Below are 22,810 nucleotides of genomic sequence, written 5' to 3'. Positions count from 1 at the left end.
ACTGCCTAATCCAATTTTAGGCCTTTAATAACGGTTTACTCGGACGCGTCTACTTCGCCTTCGGCCTGCTCTTCGTCTGATTCCTCAATACGCTCTACACCCACAAGTTTTTCGGCGCCCTTCACTTTAATCAGGCGCACGCCTTGGGTATTGCGGCTCAACACAGACACTTCGTTCACGCGGGTGCGCACCAAGGTGCCTTGATCGGAAATCAGCATAATTTCCTCGCCATCAAACACCTGCACACCGCCCACTAACAAACCGTTGCGCTCGCTGGCTGCCATGGCGATTACGCCCTGGGTGCCACGGCCCTTGGTTGGGAAGTCGTTCACTTCGGTGCGCTTGCCGTAGCCGTTTTCACTTACCGTGAGTACGAAACCTTCGGGCTCTGGCACAATCATGCCCACAACACGCTGATCTTCCTGCAGGCGAATGCCGCGAACGCCACGTGAGGTTCTACCCATCGCGCGCACATCGGATTCCTTAAAGCGTGCAGCTTTACCGCTGCTTGCCAGCAGCAAGATGTCGCAGCTACCGTTGGTGATGGCGGTTTTAACCAGCTGATCACCTTCGTCTAATTCAATTGCACGCAGGCCCACGCTACGCGGGCGTGAAAACTGCGTGAGCGCTGTTTTCTTCACTGTGCCGTTGGCGGTTGCCATAAAGATGAAGTGGTCGTCGTCGTATTCCTGCACCGGCAGGATTGATGTTACGCGCTCGCCCTCTTCAAGCGGCAGCAGGTTAACCACCGGGCGGCCACGTGATTGGCGCCCGGCCAATGGAATTTGATACACCTTCAACCAATACACTTTACCTGCGTTGGTAAACATCAGCAGCGTGGTGTGGGTATTGGCAATCAGCAGGTGCTCTACGAAATCTTCATCTTTTACCGCTGTTGCAGATTTGCCCTGGCCACCGCGCTTTTGCGCTTGGTAATCTGCCAGCGGCTGACTCTTAGCGTAGCCACCGTGGGAAATAGTGACAACGCGATCTTCTTCGGTAATTAAATCTTCTATTGTCAGGTCGCGGCGCGAGGTGACAATTTCAGAGCGGCGCTCATCGCCAAAATCTGCAATTACTTGCTCAAGCTCTTCGCGAATCACTTCCATCAAGCGCACGGACGAGCCCAAAATTTCAAGATAGCCTGCAATCAATTCAAGCTTTTCCTGATATTCGCCCAAAAGCTTATCGTGCTCCATACCGGTTAAGCGGTGCAGGCGCAACTCAAGAATGGCTTGTGCTTGTTCTGGCGATAAATAGTACTTGCTATCGCGCAGGCCAAATTGCTCCGGCAGGCCATCGGGGCGGCAGGCATCACTGCCGGCGCGCTCTAAAAACTGGCCAATATCAGAAGACTCCCAACCACGGGCCAGCAATGCCTCTTTGGCATCTGCAGGGGTGGGCGATGATTTAATCAGCTCAATTACCGGGTCTATGTTGGCAATGGCAACGGCCAAACCTTCCAGAATATGGCCGCGCTCGCGCGCCTTGCGCAAAAGGTAAACCGTACGGCGGGTAACCACTTCACGGCGGTGACGCACAAAGTGTTCCAGCAACTCTTTGAGGTTCAATATTTTTGGCTGGCCGTCTACCAAGGCCACAATATTGATACCAAATACGTTTTCAAGCTGTGTTTGCGCGTAGAGGTTATTCAGGATAACTTCACCCACCTCACCGCGCTTAAGTTCAATAACCACGCGCAAGCCGTCTTTATCGGACTCATCGCGCAGCTCGCTAATGCCTTCAATCTTTTTCTCTTTTACGAGCTCGGCAATTTTTTCAATCAGGCGAGCCTTGTTCACCTGATAGGGAATTTCAGATATTACAATGCGCTCGCGGTTAGACTTTTCATCTGTCTCAACAACGGCGCGCGCACGAATATAAATGCGCCCACGGCCGGTGCGGTAGGCCTCAATAATGCCGGCGCGGCCATTAATGATGGCGGCGGTGGGGAAATCCGGGCCGGGGATATACTCCATCAGCTCATCGATGGTGATATCTGCATTATCGATTAACGCCAGGCACCCCTTCACTACTTCGGTGAGGTTGTGCGGTGGAATATTGGTTGCCATACCCACGGCAATACCGGAGCTGCCGTTTACCAGCAAGTTGGGAATACGGGTGGGCAGCACTGCTGGAATTTGCTCGGTGCCGTCGTAGTTGGGCACGAAATCAACGGTTTCTTTATCGAGATCGGCCAACAGGTCGTGGGCAATTTTGGCCATGCGGATTTCGGTATAACGCATGGCAGCTGCGGAATCGCCATCGATGGAGCCAAAGTTACCCTGGCCGTCAACCAACATGTAACGCAGGCTGAAGGGCTGGGCCATACGCACAATGGTGTCGTATACGGCGGAGTCGCCATGGGGATGGTATTTACCGATCACATCACCCACCACACGGGCAGATTTTTTGTAGGCCTTGTTCCAATCGTTGTTCAGCTCGCTCATGGCGAACAACACGCGACGGTGCACAGGCTTCAGGCCATCGCGAACATCTGGCAGTGCGCGGCCTACGATCACGCTCATGGCGTAATCGAGATAGGATTGCTTCAACTCATCTTCAATGTTGACAGGTAAAATTTCTTTAGCTAATTCACCCATGGAATACCGCTTTCCTTTTTGTTGTTTTAACCTGGGGGCGTAACCCCACAATCAAACCCGACTCGGGCACCGGGGCAGGCGCCAATAAACGCCGCACTGGCCGCACATAAGCGCCGGATACTACCATATTTTCAATAACATAGGCACTGCCTCTACAGCCGCGCCCGCAGAGCGTTATACTGCCGCTCATATGCCGACTGCAGCAGCCGCAATACAACCGCGCCCGGCGCACAATTTTCAATCAAGACGCCGGGAAATCGCGCAAATGCCGGCAGTGCAATTTTTCGAACAGGCTGATTTATGACCAAAAAAACCGTAGATACCGCAATTTACCCCCGCTGGCTGGCCCCGGTAGACCCAACTCAAGGGCGAATTCTGAGGGATTCCTGCCTAATAATTAACCAGGGCGCCATTGTAGACATCTGTAGCGCGGCGGATGCGCAGGCAAATTACACGGCCAATGAAGAGATCCGCCTGCCCGGGCACCTGGTGATACCTGGCCTGATTAACGCCCACGGCCATGCGGCCATGAGCCTTTTGCGCGGCTACGCCGACGACCTGCCCCTGAAACCCTGGCTTGAAGAGCACATTTGGCCCGCCGAGGCGGCCCATGTGTCTGATGCATTTGTACGCGAAGGCACAGAACTTGCCATTGCCGAAATGCTACTGGGTGGCACCACCTGCTTTTCAGACATGTATTTCTTTCCCGAGGCCGCAGCAGCCGTTGCCGAGGCCGCGGGCATGCGCGCACAAATTTGCATTCCCGTGATGGAGTTCCCCACGCCCTGGGCGAGCGGCCCTGCCGAATACCTTGCCAAAGGCGAGCAGTTGCTGGCGCAATACCAAGGCCATGAAACCGTAAGCATGGCGCTGGGGCCACATGCACCCTACACAGTCTCCGATGATACCTTTACCCGGCTGAAGGCCCTGGCCGATAGCTACCACTGCCCCATACAGGTTCATTTGCACGAAACCGCTCATGAGGTGACAAGCGCACTGGCAGAAAGCGGCGAGCGGCCCAGCCAACGGCTGGCCAAGTTAGGTATTCTGGCACCAAGCACCCAGTGTGTGCACATGACACAACTGGACGATTCAGATATCGCGCTGTTAAAACGCACGGGCGCACAGGTTGTGCACTGCCCGGAAAGCAACATGAAACTCGCAAGCGGCATTTGCCCCAGCGCAAAGCTGATTGACGCAGGCGTTAACATTTGCCTCGGCACCGACGGCGCTGCGAGTAATAACGACCTCAACATGCTGGGCGAAATGCGCACCGCGGCCTTTTTAGGCAAGGTAGCCGCCGGAGACCCGGCAGTAATGGGTGCAGACACCCTGCTTGCCATGGCCACCATCAACGGCGCCAAAGCCTTGGGTATTGATCACTTAGTGGGCTCACTCAGCGTTGGCAAGCGCGCAGATATCGCCGCCATTGCCCTGGATGATTTACAATTCGCGCCACTGTACGACCCTATTGCCCACCTTTTATATACCGAGTGCGCCCACAAGGTGAGCCACGTGTGGGTAGACGGCAAGCTATTGGTGCAAGAGCGCAAGCTCAACACGCTCAATGCCGAAAACATTTTACACAACGCCCAGCAGTGGCAAGCCCGCATTAGTGCTGCGGCAAAAGACTCTGAGTAATTTTATGGCAACTTCCGAAAACATTGATCCGGGCGCAAATGTGGACCCGGCTGAAATCGCCAAGTTTGAAGCGCTAGCCGCGCGCTGGTGGGATCCGCAATCTGAATTCAAACCCCTGCACGATATCAACCCGCTGCGCGCCAATTACATTGATTTACGCGCACAGGTTGCGGGTAAAAAAGCCATTGATGTTGGCTGTGGCGGCGGGCTACTCACCGAAGCGCTCGCCCACCGCGGCGCCCGGGTTACAGGCATTGATATGGGGGCGGCACCACTGGCTGTGGCAAAGTTGCATGCCCTTGAATCCGAGCTTGATATTGAATATCAACAAATAACGGCCGAGGCAAAAGCAGAACAGGCAGCCGGCAGTTACGAGGTGGTAACCTGCCTTGAAATGCTGGAGCACGTGCCCTCACCTGAATCTGTAATAAAAGCATGTGCAGCGCTTGCCAAGCCCGGCGCCGATTTGTTTTTTTCAACGTTAAACCGCAACCCCAAGGCCTACGCCTTTGCAATTTTGGGCGCCGAATATCTGTTAAAGTTGCTACCAAAGGGAACCCATGAGTACAGTAAATTCATAAAGCCCTCCGAGCTTGCACAGTGGCTCCGCAATGCGAACCTTGAGCTGGTTGCCATGACAGGGCTCACCTACAACCCGCTGTTTAAAACCTACAGGCTGAATGAACACGACGTATCTGTAAACTACCTGGTACACGCCCGGAAACGCCATGACTGAGCGTGGCTTTCTGTTTGATTTAGATGGCACATTGGTAGACACAGCCGTTGATTTTGTTGCGGTTATTAACCATTTCAGAACAGCCCATAAGCTAAGCCGCCTCACCACCGCAGAAATTTCACCCTTGGTGAACGGCGGTGGCGCCATTATGACAGAAGCAAGTTTTGGCATAAGCCAGGACCACCCGGGCTTTGCAGAGCTGCAAAACCAGTTTTTAAACTATTACGAAAAGGTTATCGGCCTGCACTGCCACCTCTACTCTGGTATGGATAACCTGCTGGCCATACTTGAAGCCAATCATACGCCCTGGGGCATTGTGACAAACAAGCATCGCCGTTTTGCCACTGTGTTGCTGGAGCGGCTCGGGCTAAGGCCAAACTGCCTTGTGTGCGGTGACGACATTGCAAACGGCAAGCCCGCACCAGACGCGCTGTTATTGGCCGCTAAAAAAATTGGCACCCCAGCCAGCGCGTTAGGCTACTGCGGCGACCACGAGCGCGACATTGCAGCTGGCATTGCTGCGGGCATGCACACCATATCCGTTGCCTACGGCTACCTTGCCCCACACATTGACGTTACCACCTGGGGCGCCCACGAAATTGCCGACTCGCCACAGGAGCTGGCTGAGCAGATCATTTCTTTCGTGCAAGGCACCCATTAAAATTTTGGAGCACCTCATGAACCCACTGGATTACCAGGCACCATCAGATCTTTTAAGCACTCGCGTGATTGCAATCACCGGCGCAGGCGACGGTATTGGCAAAGAAGCCGCGCTTACCTTTGCTCGCCACGGCGCAACTGTTATTTTAATGGGCCGCACAGTAGCCAAGCTAGAAAAAGTATACGACACCATTGTGAGCGAAAAACTCGCAGAACCGGCCATCTACCCCATTGATTTTTTTGGAGCAACAGAAGCCGACTACATTGATATGTGCAACCGCATTGACGAAGCCTTTGGCAAACTCGACGGCATTTTATTTAATGCAGCCCTGCTTGGCGATCGCACCCCGCTTGAAAACTATTCAGCAGATACCTTTGCCCGGGTGATGCAAGTAAATGTGAACGCACCGTTTTTAATGGCCAAATCGTTGTTGCCGTTGTTGCGCAAATCTGATGGGGCAAGCCTGGTGTTTACCGGATCAAGCGTTGGCTACAAAGGCCGCGCCTATTGGGGCGCTTATGCGATTTCGAAAGCTGCAGCGGAAAACCTGATGCAAACCCTGGCCGATGAAGAAGACGGCACCAGCAAGGTAAGGGCAAACAGCATCAACCCCGGTGGCACGCGCACCAAAATGCGGGCCAAGGCCTACCCGGCTGAAAACCCCGCAGACGTAAAAGCCCCCAGCGTTCTTATGCCCGCATACCTCTACCTGATGGGGCAAGACTCAAAGCATGTGAACGGCCAACAAATTGATGCCTCTGGCAAATAATCAATCCCACAGGCGACGCTAAGCCCCTGTACTGCGGCACACATTCGGCAAGGGCGCTTGGCTGATTAACGGTTTTTTAAATTGAGAAGTAACACACCCAGCCTTATTCAGTGCCGGGCTTAGTGGGCTCTGTAGCTTGGGCTGCGGGGGTTTTACTTTGGGTTGCGCCACCTTCGGGAACTATTGCTGTTGGCTGAGCAGCCAGAGGCGCTGATTGATTAGCTGTTGTAGCGCTTGTAGTAGCGGTTGAATGGGCAGGCTTGCCTGTGGCCGCTGTACCACTTTGCGCAACGTCTAACGCCTGTTCAGAATGCGATTCTTGAGGCACTTCCGGCTTTACCTGAGGCGGCAGCGCAGGCGTTTTCTGCCAGGCATCTACCACTTTTTCACCCATAAGCTCTACCACATACCAATGGGGCGTGGTTTTATCGGCGCGCTGCTCAAACAACAAAAACACCCGCAGCGACTTTTTCTCGTTGTGCTCAACCTTGTAAAGAAACTGTTGTTTACCGCCACCCAGCTCTATTACCTGATCCGGGTGGCCCAGGTAACGCAGTAGCCACTGTTTATCTGTTGTGCCAGGGGTGATGGAAGAAAATACCGAAGGGTCTAGGCTTTTGCCTGCGCGTGCTGTGTGTTCACTGCGCTTTAACTCCACAAAGCTGCAGCCACTGAACAATGCGCAAATTACAGCAAGGGAGATGCAACGGGTAAGCATTGGCACGGGCAATTAATTGACGCTGGCCGCTTGACCATTAAGCATGGCCAGCAGCTGAATTTCCGCATGCGACATACCCGTAGCACTGGCTACCTGAGCTGCAGTAAGCCCCTGTGCCAACATAGTTGACGCTTGTTGGTAGTGTGAATCTTTTGCGGGCTGGGCATCTATTTCGGTAGCGAATTGGGCAAACGGATTAACCTGCGAGGGCTTCATTTGCCGGGCTTGGGCGCCTGAGGATTTTGCGGCTGCTGCAGCCGTGCCCACACCGCCTGCAGCCACCGGCCGGTTTTGCTGACGCTGCATGGTCTTTTCAATATTCAAAAGCTTGCGACCCATACCCATCAGCCCGTTATTGCCGATAGAGACAGAACGCTTTAACTCGTCCATGGCGTTGTGAACCAGTATTTCCTGGCGTTTAACCTTGATTAAACTTGCCATCGCCAATGCCACAGCCACCCAGCTAACCACTACGGCACCGACTAACACCATTTCAAGCGAGGTAAGCTGGGTAAGTAAGTTTTGCATGCCGGGCTCCGGAATTTATCACTTTCGGTTTTAACGTTAGATACTGTCTAGATCTGCCCACTCTCCGTCGGAGAGCAGCTTATTAAGCTCAATAAGAATTAGAAGCTCATCGTTTTTGTGGCACACGCCCTGAATAAACTTGGCGCTCTCATCATTGCCAACATTGGGCGCTGTTTCTATTTCAGATTGCCTGAGGTACACCACTTCGGCCACGCTATCTACCAAGATGCCTACCACGTGGTTATCTGCCTCAATAATCACAATGCGCGTGTTGTCGTTTATCTCGCCCGACTCCAGGCCAAACCGGTGACGGGTATCGATAACGGTTACCACATTGCCGCGCAAGTTGATGATGCCCAAAACATAGGAAGGCGCACCGGGCACAGGGGCAATTTCCGAGTAACGCAGTACTTCTTGCACCTGCATTACGTTAATGCCGTAGGTTTCACCGGCTAATTTGAAGGTTACCCACTGGAGTATGGGATCTTCACTGGATTTGGTTTTGGTAGAACTCGTGGCCATTCTCAATTCCTCAGGCTAAGCAGCGTCAAAATATTAGCGACGGCCCTTTTAATATAGATTAAAGCAGCTTCTATGCCAGTCGGACTGGCACTAATTCAACCCCGGTGATTCTTGTCTGATGCCGCCAGCATTTGCCCCATATTGGCAACGTCTATCAGGGCGCACATATGGGCCTTGATGGTGCCCGCAAGCCACGGGCGCTGGCCGCGGCTTGCGCGCCATTTCACGTCGTCTGGATCTAGCGATTTAGGCTGCTGTACGGAATCTACCGCCAGCCCCCAATCCAACCCGTGAATAGACACCACATATTTGGCTGTTTCCAAGAATTCCGGGTTGTAGCGCTCGGGCATCACAAACAAGGCGGTGTTGACCGTTTTAATTCGCCCCACGGGGGTAGGCTGCAAGCCCATCAGCCATTTTGCCTGCCCAAACAAGGGCGTTAGCTCATCGGTAATAGGCTGGATTTGGCCAAGTGCCACCAAGGGCACAGCCAAGGTGAGGCCATAAACCTTAAACAGCAGCACATCAAAACGCTCTTGCGCCCACTGGGGCCGGCCATTTTCGTGCCATTGGGTATCTGCAAGTAGCGCCTGCTCAATGTGAGGCTCAACCTCAAGCTGCGGCTCAGCAGGCGGCGCCTCAACCGGCGCTGGTTTACTAGGGGTTAGCTGCGGCGCGGGCGTTACTGGCACCACCTCGGGTTCTTGCGGCACCGTTTTCAGCCCAGCAGGCGCAGACTGGGGGCGCGCGCTGCTTAACAGGCGGTTGAGGCGCTCGCGATCAACCTCTGCCAAGTCTCGCTCTTGCTTAACCGCCCAAGCATCTTGTGCAGGGGTGGGTTGCACAGGCGCAGGCCCCTGACTGTTGGCTGTACCGCCGGTTGTTGATGATAGATCTGGCTGATACCGGCTCTGGCCAGATGCGCTTGCAGTAAATCCGTGCCCAGCGTGCCTCAGTGGCCGTTCAGGTGCTGCCTGCTCCGGCTTGTCATCCGCCATTGGCGCATCTGCAGGTGTGGGCTTTGATTGCGGCTCTGGCTGACTATCGCGCCCAGATTGCGTGGTGGCCTCTGCTGGGGGCTGCGCTATCGCATTGGGCTCAGCCTTTGGGGCAGGCTTTGGTTCCGATGCTTGGGTTGGTTCAGGCTCTTTTTCTATTGCAGGCTGTTGCTCTAATGCAGGCGCTTGTTCTAATGCAGGCGCTTGTTCTAATGCCGGCTCCGGCGCTTTAAACGCCGGGGCTGAAGCCGCCCGAAGCTCGGCCTCTGGCAGTGGCGCCTCTTGCACCCCCTGTTCTGCAAGATCAACAACAAGCGCATCACCGGTGACTGCTGCACCTGCAATGGGCTCAAGGTTAACAGCCGGACTGGTATCCAGTTGGGTTGGCGGTGCTGTTCGAGATTCAGAAGCCTGCTCTTGATTCACTTGGGGCTCTTCGGGGGCTGAGGGCTCTTTACTAGCTGAGGGCTCTTTATCCGCTGAGGGCTCTTTACCCGCTGAGGGCTCTTCATGCGCTGAGGGCTCCTTATGCTCTGAGGGCTCTTTACGGGCTGGCGCCAGATCAAGCTCAGGGGTTATATCTTGCTGGGGGGCGCTGGCTGCTGGCGCGCCAGGGCCTGTGCTCTGATCAATCAGCCCACTGCCAGTCGCATTTTCTGTGGGGTTGGCCGCAGGCGGTTCTTCGGCGCTTTGATGGGCTGTTGTTTTCGAGTCTATTACTGATTCCAGGTCAAATTCTGCTGCGGATTCAGATAAAGCCTGCGCGCCTGATGCAGGCCCGAGTTCAGATTTACGCGCCAGTGCATCTTTGCTTGTGGTTTCAGCATCAACACCAGACTTTTGTGGGTCTAGCGGCTCTAGCGTCTCTTGTGGCTCTTCCAGCAGTTCAGCCAGATAGTCAGCCACGGAATTTTGCGCAGCCCCCATGCTCACGACACCTGCTCCAGAGAGCCTGCGTTCAGGCCTTGTAGCCACTTAACACACTGGCGATAGGCATCCACGCCGTGGCTGTCGTTGGAGAACTGGTGTGGAAAAAGCCCCGCCTTGCTGGCATCGCGAAACTTAGTATCTACCGGTATGCGCCCCGGGAATACGTCATCGCCGTAATGGTTGCGCAAGTGGCGAAGGCTGGCCACAGAGGCCTGGGTTCTGCGATCGTACATGGTGGGAATAATGGAGAAACCCACAGACTTGTTGCGCGAGCGCGACATCATGGCCAGCGTGTGGGTCATGCGCTCCAGGCCTTTTAGCGCCAGGAATTCCGTTTGCACCGGAATAACCAGCTTATCGCAGGCGGCCAGGGCGTTAACAAGTAATATACCCAGCAATGGCGGGCTATCAATTATTGCAACATCAACTGTTTGCTGGATCAACTTTAAGGCTTTGCCAACCACCAACCCCATACCATCGCGGCCAATGGCCTGGCGTTCAAGCGTGGCAAGCGCCGTTGAAGCTGGCAGCAGCGCCACATTGTCCATAGACGTGCTCACCTGCAGCGCCTGAACGGCCGCTGCGGCCAGGGTGTCTTTTTGCTGGAACAGGGCGTATGTGCCCTGCTCTTGTTGATCGGGATCATAGCCAAAATAACTGGACAGTGAGCCGTGCGGATCTAAATCAACCAGCAATACCCGCTTGCCCTGCTCTCCTAACAAGCCTGCAAGCGATACCGCTGTGGTGGTTTTTCCTACCCCACCTTTTTGATTTGCTACACTCCAGATTTCCACGCTTTAATCACCGTTTCGTCAATTTTATGACACTAAATATTTAGCTCCGCATGCCTTGCGTTCAGTTATTTTGCTCTTGCTCTTGTGCTTGTTCCAGCCGCGCCGGATCACTGGTAAATAAAATGCCGCCGCTTTCAAGCTTGATAGCCTGTAGGCCGCGCCTTGTGGTTAGGTGCCCTTCCTCTGAAGGCCCTGAATTGGCCGGTGCACCAGCGCCATTGTCACCTTCTGCCGTTGCGGGCTGCAGGTCATCATTATTTGGCGATGCATTATCCGTGCCTGATAAATCCTTTGGCAGGATTTGGGCTCCAGGGTTTGTAAAGTCACCCTTGCCGGAAAAATCATCGAGTGCATCGATCAGGCTTTTTTCTGGCCGCGCCAGGCTCGATTTGGCGATCATCAGCGATACCCGGCGATTTTGTGCACGGCCTGCCTCTGTGCTGTTGTCGGCTATGGGCCGGTGCTCACCGTAACCTACGGCAGACAGCCTGTCGGGTGCAATGTTTTGCTGCTGGAGCAGTTTCACTACTGCACTGGCTCTTGCGGCTGAAAGTTCCCAGTTGCTGGGGAAGCGGTCTGTGCGAATGGGCTGGTCATCCGTATAGCCCTCAACCTGAATGGGGTTTTCGGCGCCGGTTAAGTGTTTGGCAATTTCCGCAAAAATTAATTGCGCATCGCGGCTTGGGTCGGCACTGGCAGAGCCAAACAACACATTGCTGTTAAGGGCGATTTCCAACCAGTATTCATTACTTTTAATATCTACCAGATCTCGCTCAATTAAATCTGAAAGCGCTGTGCGCAGGTTTTCTGCCATGTGTGGCAAATCTGTGTCTTGCTGAAAGGCACCATCGCCCTGCTCTTCACCGGTTTTTGGTGATTGGGTGTCTATAACTGACGGGTCGCTACTTAAACTGGGCTGCCCTACCTGAATGGGGTTGATTGTTTGAGACTGGAACTTGAATGTGCTCACTAAGGTATCTGAAAGCACGCGGTATTTGGTTTCCGATACCTGCGATACGGAATACATCACAACAAAAAACGCAAACAGTAGCGTGATGAAATCCGCGTAAGACACCAGCCAACGCTCGTGGTTTACTGCCAGTTGGGCCGGGCGTCTGCGAGGCATGTGACGTTGCGCCCTTACACCACATAGCCATTGAGTTTCATCTCAATGGCGCGGGGGTTTTCACCCTCGGCGATGGCAACAATGCCCTCGAGCAGCAGCTCGCGGTAACGGCTTTGCTCCTGCACACACATGGCAAGTTTATTGGCGATGGGTATCAGCAACAGGTTCGCCAGAGCTACTCCGTATATCGTGGCCACAAAGGCCACCGCAATGCCGGGGCCCAATTGCGAGGGGTCGGCAAGGTTTTGCATCACGGAAATCAGGCCCATTACCGCACCCAGAATACCAATAGTGGGCGCATAACCGCCCATGCTTTCATAAAATTTAACGGCGTCTACATCTCGCCCTTCAAGTAGAATCAGGTCGTTTTCCAATACCCGCCGGATATCTTCAGGCTCTGCGCCATCCACCAGCAGTTGCAGGCCTTTTCGTGAAAAGCTGTCGCGCTCTGTTTCAGATAGTGACTCCAACCCCAGTAAACCTTCTTTTCTGGCAGCCAAAGCCCACTTCACCACGCGCCTTACGCCTTCGCCAAAGGGCGTGGGGGGCGGGCTAAGCACCCAGGGCAACAAGCGCAATGAACGCGCCAAGCGCGCCTTGGGGGTTTGTAAAATGGCGGCCCCTACTGTGCCACCAATCACAATAATTGCCGCAGGGCCGTTGAGCAGGCTTGTCCAGGTGCCGCCCTCCAGAAAGTTTCCGCCAAGTAATGCAGCAAACCCTATGATCACGCCAATGATTGAGAGCACATCCATACTAGAGCTCCTCTACCATCAACTGGCTCATTTCACGCAGTTTCACCACACGGTCTGAAAGGCCTTCTCGCACCACGGCCTGGGGCATGCCGTAGATAACACAGCTGGCTTCATCTTGCGTCCATACCCGTGCGCCTGCGCGCTTCAGTAATTTCGCGCCGTCTTTACCGTCGCTGCCCATGCCCGTGAGCACTATGCCAAGCACCGTATCGCCGCGCACCTTTGCCGCACTGGCAAAGGTAATATCAACACAGGGTTTATAATTTACCCGATCATCGCCCTCGATAATTTGCACAGATCTGCCGGCGGGCGATTCCAGAATCATTTGCTTGCCCCCTGGCGCAAGCAGTGCAAGGCCCGGGCGCATTACATCACCTGTGGCTGCCTCTTTTACCGATATTTCGCACTGCTTATCTAACCGCTCTGCAAATGCGCGGGTAAAATTTTCCGGCATGTGGAGCACCAGTAAAATGGGCACAGGAAAGCTTGCCGGCAGCCGCTTTAACACATCGGTAATCGCCAGCGGGCCTCCGGTTGAAGCGCCGATCACCACCAACTTTATGCGGCCCTTAAGGGGTACCTGGGGCTTGGCCGCGGGCACAGCAGGCACAGGCGCCTGGTTTTTTGGCCGAGCGATGGCAATGATCTTTTGATAGAGTTTTTGCTTGAGGGTTTCAGAATCGCTTGAGACTTCCGAAAAATTCTTTGGCAAAAAATCAACTGCACCTGCCTCAAGGGCATCAAGGGTGGTGCGCGCACCTTCATAGGTGAGCGATGAAAACATCAAAATAGGTGTTGGGCGATCGCGCATGATTTGGCGCACGGCAGTGACGCCGTCCATCATGGGCATTTCGTAATCCATTGTGATGACATCGGGCTTTAAGGCATTGGCCTTCTCTATAGCCTCGCGCCCATTGGCGGCAACACCCACCACCGTTAACTGCGCATGGGCACCAATAATTTCTTTCAGGCGCTGCTGAAAGAAATTGGAATCGTCAACAATAAGTACTTTGATGGTCATAGGTGGCCACCCACAACCGGGCGGGCGTTTATAGGAATGGACTCTGTCTCAACTGCCAACCCCCACATGGTTTACCTTTTCTGGCCGGCGTACCGTTTCAGCATGCTCGGCACATCAAGAATCAAGGCGATGGTGCCATCCCCTGTGATGGTGGCGCCTGCCATGCCGGGTGTACCCTGCAGCATTTTACCCAGCGGCTTGATAACCACTTCTTCTTGGCCAATAAGCTGATCCACCACAAAACCTACCCGCTGCGTGCCTACGTTTACAATCACCACATGGGCCTCTTTAAGCTGTTCGCGCTTGCCGCCTTTTATTAGCCAGCGCTTGAGGTGGAAAACCGGCACGGCTTTTTCACGCACGGTTACGCACTCCTGGCCGTCTACCACGTTAATGCGCGTAAGATCCATGTGGAATATTTCGTTCACGCTAACCAGTGGCAAGGCGAAAGTTTGCTTGCCAAGCATAATCATCAAAGTTGGCATAATCGCTAGCGTGAGCGGCACCTTGATAATGATACGGGTGCCTTCATTCAGCTTTGATTGAATCTCTATCGAGCCGTTTAACTGGGTGATTTTGGTTTTCACCACATCCATGCCCACACCGCGGCCAGACACATCGGAAATTTCGGTTTTGGTGGAAAAACCCGGTGCAAAAATGAGCGCGAAGGCTTCGGGATCTGAAAGACGCTGGGCGGCGTCTTCATCCAGAATGCCCTTTTCCACGGCCTTTTCGCGCAGTTTTTCCGGGTCCATACCGCCGCCGTCATCAGTGATAGACAACAGAATATGATCGCCCTCTTGCTCGGCGGCGAGTATCACTTTACCTACCCGGGGCTTGCCCTTGGATTCGCGCACATCGGGCAACTCAATACCGTGATCTACCGAGTTGCGCACCAGGTGCACAAGCGGATCTGCCAGTGCCTCAACCAGGTTTTTATCCAGGTCTGTTTCTTCGCCTTGCAGTTCAAGGTTGATGTCTTTCTTAAGGGTGCGCGCCAAATCGCGTACCACCCGTGGGAAGCGCCCGAATACTTTCTTAATGGGCTGCATGCGGGTTTTCATCACCGAGGTTTGTAAATCCGCGGTGACCACATCCAGATTGCTGACCGCCTTGCTGAGCGCTTCATCGTTGGTGTTAAGCCCCAAACGTACAAGCCGGTTACGTACCAACACAAGTTCGCCCACCATGTTCATGATGTCATCCAGGCGCTGGGTATCTACCCGTACGGTTGTTTCCGCTGCCGGTGGCGGTGCTACATCTTTGGCAGCAGGCTTTGCCACAAGGGTTGCGGGCCCGGTAGCTGGTTTGGCAGCAGGTGCAGCTTTTGCCGGTTCCGGCTTGGGGCTTGGGGCTGGCGCTTGAGGCTTGGCCGCAGGCGCAGGTTTTGGTGCGGCCGGGCTAGCACTCGCGGCTGCCGCTGCGGCTTCCGCTGCAGTTGGCCCTTTACCTTTGCCGTGCAACTCATCCAGCAGCGCTTCAAATTCATCATCGGTAATCAGCTCGCCCGAGCCACCGCCAGCAGACGGTGCAGGCGCAGCCGGAGCAGGCGCTTTACCCGGCCCTTTTCCCTTACCGTGCAGCTGGTCCAGCAATGCATCAAATTCATCTTCGGTTATTTCATCACCCGAGGCAGAGGCCTGTGTGGGTGCAGGCGCGGGCGCAGCCTTCACGCTCGGGCCTTTGCCCTGCCCGTGCAACTCATCGAGCAGCGCTTCAAATTCATCGTCGGTTATATCGTCGCCACCACCGACAGCCGGGGCTGCCTGCGGCGCTGCAGCGGCAGCCGTGCCGGGCGGGTCGATTGCATCGAGCAACTCATTGAATTCGGCATCGGTAATGTCTTCACCGGGCGCGCCCTTGGTGGTTTCAGCGCTTGGCTCCGGGGCCTGCGCTTGCGGCGCGGGGGCTGCTGGCTCTGGTGCCGGATCGTTTAAATCTTCAAGGTTTACCAGCCGCTCTAGCTGATGAATCAAATCGGCGCTGGCAGGCGTTGGGGATTCGCGCTGCTGTACTTGATCAAACTGCAGATTTACGGCATCGAGCGCCTGTAACACGACGTCCATTAACTCTGGGGTAACCGCGCGTTTACCGGTGCGCAGTATGTCGAACAGGTTTTCGGTGACGTGGCAGCAATCTACCATGGCGCCAAGCTGCAGGAAGCCCGCACCGCCTTTTACGGTATGGAATCCACGGAATATAGCGTTTAGCAGATCTTTATCATCTGGCTGACGCTCCAGCTCAACGAGCTGTTCCGACAATTTTTCCAATATCTCCCCTGCTTCCACCAGGAAGTCTTGCAAGATATCTTCGTCATCGCCAAAACCCATTCAGCGCTCCTTAAACTGGCAGCCGTAACTCATCAAAAGCCGAGACTGGACAACAAATCGTCCACGTCGTCTTGGCCTGAAACCACATCTTCGCGCTTGTCGGCATGAATTTGTGGACCTTCGCCTACGGAACCTTTCGGCTCTTTGGCATCTATGTTATCGACGGGCTTTTGAATTCCTGTAATTTCTTCTACTTGCGCGGCAATGCGCATTAAATCCACCAGGCTGCCTTCTACCTCGGCAACGAGGTCCATCACCTTTTTGAGTACCTGGCCTGTGAGATCCTGATAGCCCTGTTCAAGAATGATGTCTTGCAAATTGGCGTTCAACGCACCGGCCCCGGTTTCCATTTGATCCAGAAAGGTTTCAATGCGGTGGTATAAATCCCTGAAGTCGTCTGCACTCAGTTCGCGTCGAATCAGCGCCTGCCACTGCGCCTTTAAGGCGCGGGCTTCGTTGCCTAGATCCATGGCTATCGGGGCCGAGGCCTCTACCTTATCCATGGTTTTATTGGCCGCATCCTGGGTAAGACGCAGCACATAATTGAGGCGATCGCTCGCATCTGTGAGGCTTTCATCCTGTGAAATGGGCGAATCGATATTGAAACTTCTGATTGCCGTATGCAGGCCGCGGGTAAGCTTGCCTACATTATTGAACAGGTGACGGTCGCGGCTTGCGATAATTTGCTCGATGAGCTGGGAGGCCTCGTCGAACTTATCGCCCTCAAGCTTTTCGATGAGCACTTTTGCACAATCGCGTAACTCAGCCACAAATTCCTGATTGGCCTTCTGGTCCACTTGGCTTTCCATGGGCACCCTTGATACTGTCTGTGTTATCCCACACGCTCAAAAATCTTGTCGATCTTCTCTTTGAGTACCTGTGCAGTGAAGGGTTTAACCACATAGCCACTGACACCCGCCTGGGCCGCTTCGATGATTTGGTCGCGCTTGGCCTCAGCGGTAACCATCAGTACAGGTAGCGATGCCAGCTTTTCATCGGCCCGCACTTGCTTTAGCAGTTCTATGCCGGTCATGCCCGGCATGTTCCAGTCTGTTACCAGGAAATCGAAGTCGCCGGCCTTAAGCATCGGCAGCGCTGTTGCTCCATCGTCGGCTTCCTGTGTATTGCTAAACCCCAGGTCGCGCAACAGGTTCTTGATGATGCGTCTCATGGTCGAGAAGTCATCAACAATCAGGATTTTCATGTTTTTGTCCAAAGCAACCTCCGTCGTAACTGCCGGACTCCGTTAATCTTCAGTCTAGTAGCTGGAATACTACTAGCCAGTTTTAGTCATAAAATTGGTCAATTAATTGCCGGCTGATCTATTCGCCCGCCGACGTCCAGCCGGAGAGCTTGGCCTTAAGCCTAGCAGCCGCCTGCGAATGTATTTGTGATACGCGCGATTCACTCACGCCCAGCACCTGGCCTATCTCCTTGAGGTTCAGCTCTTCGTCGTAATAAAGCGATAACACCAGTTGTTCCCTTTCGGGCAATTGGGTTATCGCCCGCGCCAGCGATTGCTTTAATGCATCGCGCTCGAAGGCATCTGTGGGGGCCTCAAGGCCAATGGTGGCGGGCTTGGTGGGGCCTGCATCGTCGTCTGTGGCCGATTCTTCATAGCTGAACAGGCGCGCACTGGTGGTGTCTTGCAAGATGGCGCGATATTCTTCAAGCGTCATCTCCAGGGCTTCGGCTATTTCTTTTTCGCCGGCTTCACGGCCAAGGCGGGCCTCCAGCTCGCCAATGGCCTGGGTAATTTTGCGGGCATTTCTGTGAACAGATCTTGGAACCCAGTCACCCTTGCGGGTTTCATCCATGATGGCGCCGCGAATGCGAATGCCGGCATAGGTTTCAAAGCTTGCGCCCTTTGAGGCGTCAAACTTCTGCGAGGCCTCTATCAGGCCGATCATGCCGGCCTGGATCAAATCTTCTACGAGCACACTGGCAGGCATGCGTAGCATCAAATGGTAGGCAATACGTTTAACCAGCGGCGCATAGTCTTCAATGCGGATCTGCTCACCAGATTGTCGGCTGGTCTGGTCATACATGGCTAATCCTTCTACTGCGGCCATTATTAGGCACCTACTTCGGGGCTTTCCAGCAGGCGTTCCACAAAGAACTCCAGGTTTCCTGTGGCGGCCTTCGGCAAGGGCCATTGCGCCACCCGCTCGGCCAGGGCGCGTATGGCACTTGAGGCCTTGGCTTGCGGCGCGTATTCCACCAGTGCGCGCTGGTGCTGAACGGCCTTGCGCACGCTTTCATCGAAGGGAATAGCCCCCTCGAATTGCAGCGCCACATCCAGAAATTTATCGCACACCTGCTGTAAGCGATGGACAAGCTTTTTGCCCTCCGTCGATGTGCGGGTCATGTTGGCCACCACCCTGAAACGCTGCATGCCGGCATCTTTGTGGAGCAGCTTAATGAGCGCGTAGGCATCGGTAACCGACGACGGTTCATCACACACCACCACCAGCGCCTCGTTGGCCGCGCGCACAAAACTCACCACGGTATCGCTAATGCCGGCGGCGGTATCTATTACCAACACATCCAGCTGGTCTGAGATATCGCTGAAAGCGCGAATTAAGGCGCCATGCTGTTGACGGCTCAAGCTCGCCATTTGTTGCACGCCAGAAGACGCAGGCACTATGCGAATGCCGCCCGGGCCCTTGATCAGTACATCGCGCAGGCTGCAATCACCCGACAGCACATCGGCCAGGGTTTTCTCGGCTCGAATGCCCAGTAGCACATCCACGTTAGCCAGGCCCAGGTCGGCATCGAGCAACATGACGCGCCGGCCCAGCTGGGCCAGTGCAATACTCATATTGACGGATATGTTGCTTTTGCCAACGCCGCCTTTGCCGCCGGTTACGGCGATCACTTGAACTGGATGGTGGCCCATGCGTGCTCCCACAATAAAACCTGCATTGATTATAGTTGCTCGGCCTGAACCTGCAGGCCGGCTTTAGCGGCTTGCACTCCAACGCCATAAGAACCCACGGGAACCGGGTTTTTGGCGGCTTTGGCCACCAGTTGATGCCCCTTGGCAACCTGGATATCTGCCGGTATTTCCTGGCCATCGGTGGTGTAGGCCAACGGCAAGCGATGTGCCAACAACATGCCCATGGCTTCACCGAGCGACGGCGTTTCATCCAATTTGGTAAGCACCGTGGCAACCGGGTGGGCCGCGCCGTATGCGTGGCAGCTGGCTTTCAGCATTTGCGCCTGGCTGTTTGCCGCCAACACCAGCAAGCTGTTTACCTTGCCGGCCTCGCGCAGCTGCGCAAGCTGCTGCTTCAGACGCGGGTCGCCATGGCGCAGGCCTGCGGTATCAATAAGCACCAGGCGCTTGTGGCTCAGGTTCACCAGTATTTGTTCAAGCGACTCGCCTTCCCCTACCACTTTTACCGGCACCTTAAGCAAACGGCCAAGCGAGGTAATTTGCTCATGGGCGGCCAGGCGGAAGTTATCTGTGGTTACCAGCGCAAGGGATTGTGGGCCGTGGGCCAATACATGGCGCACGGCTAATTTTGCAAGGGTTGTGGTCTTGCCCACGCCTGTAGGGCCCACAAAGGCATAAACGCCACCATTGGCCACCACATCGCGCCCGGCTGTTGGCAACCTTTGGGATAACAAGGCCAAAGCCTCGGCCCAGGCCTTATCGGGCGCGTGATCGCCATCTACCGCCGCGGCTATGCGCTCACATTGAAAGGCCGGCAAGCCCAGCCCTGCAAGCTTGTGCACTACCGGGTTATTAGACAAGGAGCCTGCGCGATTTGATTGATCTAATTGCTGTTTTAACAGCGTGCGCATTTCGCTCAGCTCCGCATGCAAGCGGGCCATTTCATTTGCCTGCAAGGTTTGTGCGGGCGTGGGCTCGGCATTTGGCGCAACGCCAGACTTGGCGCTCGGCTGAGCGGTGTATTGCGGTTTGTCAGGCGTGGCCTTGCGGGCCTGCTCGCGCGTAAGTTGTGAGGCCCACACATCATCAGCGCCCACATTGCTACTGGCGCCCGCACGCTGCGGGGCCTCGCGGGCCTGATTTGCCAGCATCCGCTGGCGTGCAGCTTCGATTTCAGCTGCAAGCTCCGGGCCGGTTTTACCACCAAAAAGCTTTTGGCTGATATCTTTCGGGCGCGGGTTTGATTGTGGCAGCGCCGCGTGCTGAGTGGTTTGCGCGCTGTGCGCCAGCGCATCAGATACGGCATCTTGGTGCTGCCACGCGTTATCGCTGTTTAAGGGGAACGCTGCTTCAGCCTCGGCTTTTTGCGCGGCAAATGCCTGCTGATCATCGGGCACTCGGCCCTCGGCCTCTACCGTGGCCATCAGCTCTATGCCGTCTGGGTGCCTGCGGGTAGATAAAATAATGGCATCCGGCCCCAATTGTTCGCGGGCGATATCCAACGCTCTGCGCATATTCGCTGCCACAATCTTTTTGATGGCCATGTGTATCTCCTGAGGTTAGGCAGTGGCTAAGCGCCCACGCTGCCTACAATGGTGATCTGTTTATTGGCGGGTATCTCGTTGTAGGCGAGCACCACCATATCGGGCACAAACGCGCGCACGAAGCGAGCCAGTTGGTAGCGGATCTGGCCAGACACCAGCAATATCGCCGGCGCGCCTGAGCCCTCTTGTTGATGGGCCACCTGCTGCACCGATTCGCGCAGCTTTTCGGCCAGGCCCGGTTCTATTACCGGGCCACCATCGCCACTTTTCTGACTCTGCTGATAGGTCTTCAGCAATATTTGTTCCAAGCTTGGGTCTAGGGTGAAAACGGGGATGTCTGTGTCGTTACCCACCAGCCCCTGCACAATTTGCCGCGCAATGGCCTGGCGCACCGCAGTCATCAACATGACGGGATCTTGACTCTTGTCGCTGTTAGCGGCGATTGCCTCGGCAATGCTGCGCATGTCTTTAATAGACACATTCTCTTGCAACAGCAGCTGCAGCACTTTGAGCAGGGTTTTTAAGCTCACACTTTCCGGCACCAAATGTTCGGCAAGCTTGGGTGAGGTTTTGCCCAGCATGTCTACCAGCTGCTGCACATCTTCAAGGCCCAGCAATTCGCTCACATGCTGGCTGAGAATCTGGTTCAAATGGGTGGCCACCACCGTTGAGGCATCTACCACTGTGTAGCCGAGCGTTTGCGCATGGTCGCGCTCGGTTTTTTTGATCCAAACCGAGGGCAAGCCGAAGGCCGGATCTTTTGCGGCAATGCCCTCTATGTCGCCAAACACCTGGCCCGGGTTAATGGCGAGGTCGCGATCCGGGTGCACTTCTTCTTCGGCCACGGCAACGCCCATCAGGGTGACGCGATACTGATTGGGGAGCAGATCCAGGTTGTCGCGAATGTGTACCGTTGGCACCAAAAAGCCCACTTCTTGCGACATTTTTTTACGCACCCCACGAATGCGCCCAAGCAATTCACCACCCTGGGTTTTATCAACCATGGGGATTAACCGGTAGCCCACTTCCAGGCCGATGACATCCACGGGCTTTACGTCATCCCAGCTCACCTCTACGGGCTCTGGCGCGCGCTGGTGCTCGAGCGCTGCCTGGGCTTCAGTGCCCGGCTGGCCGGGTTTTGCGTCTTTAGGAGCTTTGACTTTTGGCGTATCGCCCTCGGCCTCTGAAACCAGCTCGCCCTGTGAGCGCAGTTTATGGATATACCAGGCAAGGCCACCGGCAACCGTGGCAAGGCCCAAAAAGGCCACATGGGGCATACCGGGAATTACGCCCATGATAAACAGCACCCCGGCAGACACCGCCAGTGCCTTGGGCGAGTCAAACATCTGGCGCCTGATCTGTTGGCTCATGTCTTCGGATGTATTCACCCGGGTAACCAGAATCGCGGCGGAGGTTGACAACAACAGCGATGGAATTTGCGCCACCAGGCCATCACCAATGGTGAGCAAAATGTATTTTTGCATGGCATCTTGAAATTCGAGATTGTGTTGCGCCATGCCCACAATCAAGCCGCCAATGACGTTAATTAACAAAATGAGAATGCCCGCCACGGCATCGCCACGCACAAATTTACTGGCACCGTCCATAGCGCCGTAGAAATCTGCCTCACTGGCCACTTCGGTGCGGCGCAGCTTGGCCTCTTCCTGATTGATTAGGCCTGCATTCAAATCGGCATCGATGGCCATTTGTTTGCCCGGCATGGCATCGAGGGTGAACCTTGCACTGACTTCCGAGATGCGCCCGGCACCCTTGGTAACCACCACGAAGTTGATGATCATCAAGATCAGAAACACCACCAGACCCACAGCGTAGTTACCGCCAATCACCACTTCACCGAAGGCCTGGATCACCTTGCCTGCGGCATCCCCCCCCTCATGGCCATGCAGTAAAACTACCCGGGTAGAGGCGACATTAAGTGCCAGGCGCAGCAAGGTGGCCAGCAATAAAATGGTGGGGAAAACCGCAAAATCCAGTGGCCGCAAGGCATACACGCCCACCAGCAGCACTACGATGGAGAGCGCAATATTAAAAGAGAAAAACACATCCAGCAGGAACGCCGGAATGGGTAAGGTCATCATGCCGAGCAACATGAGCAGCAGCAAAGGAATGCCAAGATTCCCCCGCCCCATGTGCGACATATTACTGACGATTTGCTGGCGATCTAAGCTCGCTAGGCTGCTGAATCCCGGTAAGGCCATAACGCTTTTTTGACAC

At 54.9% G+C, this 22,810-nt stretch carries 20 protein-coding genes; 4 read left to right on the top strand and 16 right to left on the bottom strand.

Features of this window, described 5'->3' with window-relative positions:
- Positions 1-35 precede the first annotated feature (35 nt).
- Complete coding sequence (gene gyrA / locus L1F30_RS08270) at positions 36-2,603, bottom strand: DNA gyrase subunit A (RefSeq protein ID WP_253361532.1); 2,568 nt, start codon at positions 2,601-2,603, stop codon at positions 36-38.
- A gap of 300 nt (positions 2,604-2,903) precedes the next feature.
- Between gyrA and L1F30_RS08265 the strand changes: the two genes are divergently transcribed.
- The 4 genes from L1F30_RS08265 to L1F30_RS08250 are packed head-to-tail and all read left to right on the top strand — an operon-like array spanning position 2,904 to position 6,410.
- A complete protein-coding gene (locus L1F30_RS08265; protein ID WP_253361530.1) occupies positions 2,904-4,244 on the top strand; it encodes a TRZ/ATZ family hydrolase in 1,341 nt (446 codons plus the stop codon).
- Positions 4,245-4,248: 4 nt separating this feature from the next.
- Positions 4,249-4,980, top strand: coding sequence for a bifunctional 2-polyprenyl-6-hydroxyphenol methylase/3-demethylubiquinol 3-O-methyltransferase UbiG (gene ubiG / locus L1F30_RS08260; RefSeq protein WP_253361528.1), 732 nt, complete (start codon positions 4,249-4,251; stop codon positions 4,978-4,980).
- On the top strand, positions 4,973-5,641 hold the full coding sequence (locus tag L1F30_RS08255) for an HAD family hydrolase (protein WP_253361526.1): 669 nt from the start codon (positions 4,973-4,975) through the stop codon (positions 5,639-5,641). The genes ubiG and L1F30_RS08255 overlap by 8 nt, the downstream gene beginning before the upstream one ends.
- A gap of 16 nt (positions 5,642-5,657) precedes the next feature.
- On the top strand, positions 5,658-6,410 hold the full coding sequence (locus L1F30_RS08250; RefSeq protein ID WP_253361524.1) for a YciK family oxidoreductase: 753 nt from the start codon (positions 5,658-5,660) through the stop codon (positions 6,408-6,410).
- Positions 6,411-6,513: 103 nt separating this feature from the next.
- Here the strand turns inward: L1F30_RS08250 and L1F30_RS08245 are convergent, their stop codons facing one another.
- The 15 genes from L1F30_RS08245 to flhA all read right to left on the bottom strand — a co-directional run bounded on the left by L1F30_RS08245 (position 6,514) and on the right by flhA (position 22,794).
- Entirely contained in the window at positions 6,514-7,068 is a 555-nt protein-coding gene (locus tag L1F30_RS08245) for a hypothetical protein (protein WP_253361523.1), read from the bottom strand.
- Between the two features lie 72 nt (positions 7,069-7,140).
- Positions 7,141-7,656, bottom strand: coding sequence for a DUF2802 domain-containing protein (locus L1F30_RS08240; RefSeq protein WP_253361521.1), 516 nt, complete (start codon positions 7,654-7,656; stop codon positions 7,141-7,143).
- A 36-nt stretch (positions 7,657-7,692) separates the two neighbouring features.
- The gene (locus L1F30_RS08235; protein WP_253361520.1) at positions 7,693-8,178 is read right to left on the bottom strand and encodes a chemotaxis protein CheW; all 486 of its coding nucleotides are present in this window, start codon (positions 8,176-8,178) and stop codon (positions 7,693-7,695) included.
- Positions 8,179-8,273: 95 nt separating this feature from the next.
- Entirely contained in the window at positions 8,274-10,103 is a 1,830-nt protein-coding gene (locus L1F30_RS08230; protein WP_253361518.1) for a chemotaxis protein CheW, read from the bottom strand.
- A 2-nt stretch (positions 10,104-10,105) separates the two neighbouring features.
- Positions 10,106-10,900: a ParA family protein gene (locus L1F30_RS08225; protein ID WP_253361516.1), complete on the bottom strand. Its 795-nt coding sequence runs from the start codon at positions 10,898-10,900 to the stop codon at positions 10,106-10,108.
- Between the two features lie 61 nt (positions 10,901-10,961).
- Positions 10,962-12,026, bottom strand: a complete 1,065-nt coding sequence (gene motD / locus L1F30_RS08220; protein ID WP_253361514.1) for a flagellar motor protein MotD — start codon at positions 12,024-12,026, stop codon at positions 10,962-10,964.
- A gap of 14 nt (positions 12,027-12,040) precedes the next feature.
- Complete coding sequence (locus L1F30_RS08215) at positions 12,041-12,781, bottom strand: flagellar motor protein (protein WP_253361512.1); 741 nt, start codon at positions 12,779-12,781, stop codon at positions 12,041-12,043.
- Position 12,782: 1 nt separating this feature from the next.
- The gene (locus L1F30_RS08210) at positions 12,783-13,802 is read right to left on the bottom strand and encodes a chemotaxis response regulator protein-glutamate methylesterase (RefSeq protein ID WP_253361510.1); all 1,020 of its coding nucleotides are present in this window, start codon (positions 13,800-13,802) and stop codon (positions 12,783-12,785) included.
- A gap of 71 nt (positions 13,803-13,873) precedes the next feature.
- Positions 13,874-16,132, bottom strand: coding sequence for a chemotaxis protein CheA (locus L1F30_RS08205; RefSeq protein ID WP_253361508.1), 2,259 nt, complete (start codon positions 16,130-16,132; stop codon positions 13,874-13,876).
- A 32-nt stretch (positions 16,133-16,164) separates the two neighbouring features.
- Positions 16,165-16,941: a protein phosphatase CheZ gene (locus tag L1F30_RS08200; protein WP_253361506.1), complete on the bottom strand. Its 777-nt coding sequence runs from the start codon at positions 16,939-16,941 to the stop codon at positions 16,165-16,167.
- Positions 16,942-16,964: 23 nt separating this feature from the next.
- Complete coding sequence (gene cheY / locus L1F30_RS08195; protein ID WP_253361504.1) at positions 16,965-17,348, bottom strand: chemotaxis response regulator CheY; 384 nt, start codon at positions 17,346-17,348, stop codon at positions 16,965-16,967.
- Positions 17,349-17,454: 106 nt separating this feature from the next.
- Complete coding sequence (locus L1F30_RS08190; RefSeq protein WP_371922654.1) at positions 17,455-18,204, bottom strand: RNA polymerase sigma factor FliA; 750 nt, start codon at positions 18,202-18,204, stop codon at positions 17,455-17,457.
- Positions 18,205-18,206: 2 nt separating this feature from the next.
- A complete protein-coding gene (locus L1F30_RS08185) occupies positions 18,207-19,031 on the bottom strand; it encodes a MinD/ParA family protein (RefSeq protein ID WP_253361500.1) in 825 nt (274 codons plus the stop codon).
- Between the two features lie 29 nt (positions 19,032-19,060).
- On the bottom strand, positions 19,061-20,575 hold the full coding sequence (flhF, locus tag L1F30_RS08180) for a flagellar biosynthesis protein FlhF (protein WP_253361498.1): 1,515 nt from the start codon (positions 20,573-20,575) through the stop codon (positions 19,061-19,063).
- Positions 20,576-20,601: 26 nt separating this feature from the next.
- Positions 20,602-22,794, bottom strand: a complete 2,193-nt coding sequence (gene flhA / locus L1F30_RS08175; protein WP_305879925.1) for a flagellar biosynthesis protein FlhA — start codon at positions 22,792-22,794, stop codon at positions 20,602-20,604.
- Between the last annotated feature and the right edge of the window lie 16 nt (positions 22,795-22,810).

Source organism: Simiduia sp. 21SJ11W-1, from assembly GCF_024138675.1.
In the GTDB taxonomy this organism is placed as follows: domain Bacteria; phylum Pseudomonadota; class Gammaproteobacteria; order Pseudomonadales; family Cellvibrionaceae; genus Simiduia.
The sequence above is the reverse complement of the archived record's forward strand: the minus strand, read 5'-3'. Positions and strand labels throughout refer to the sequence as shown.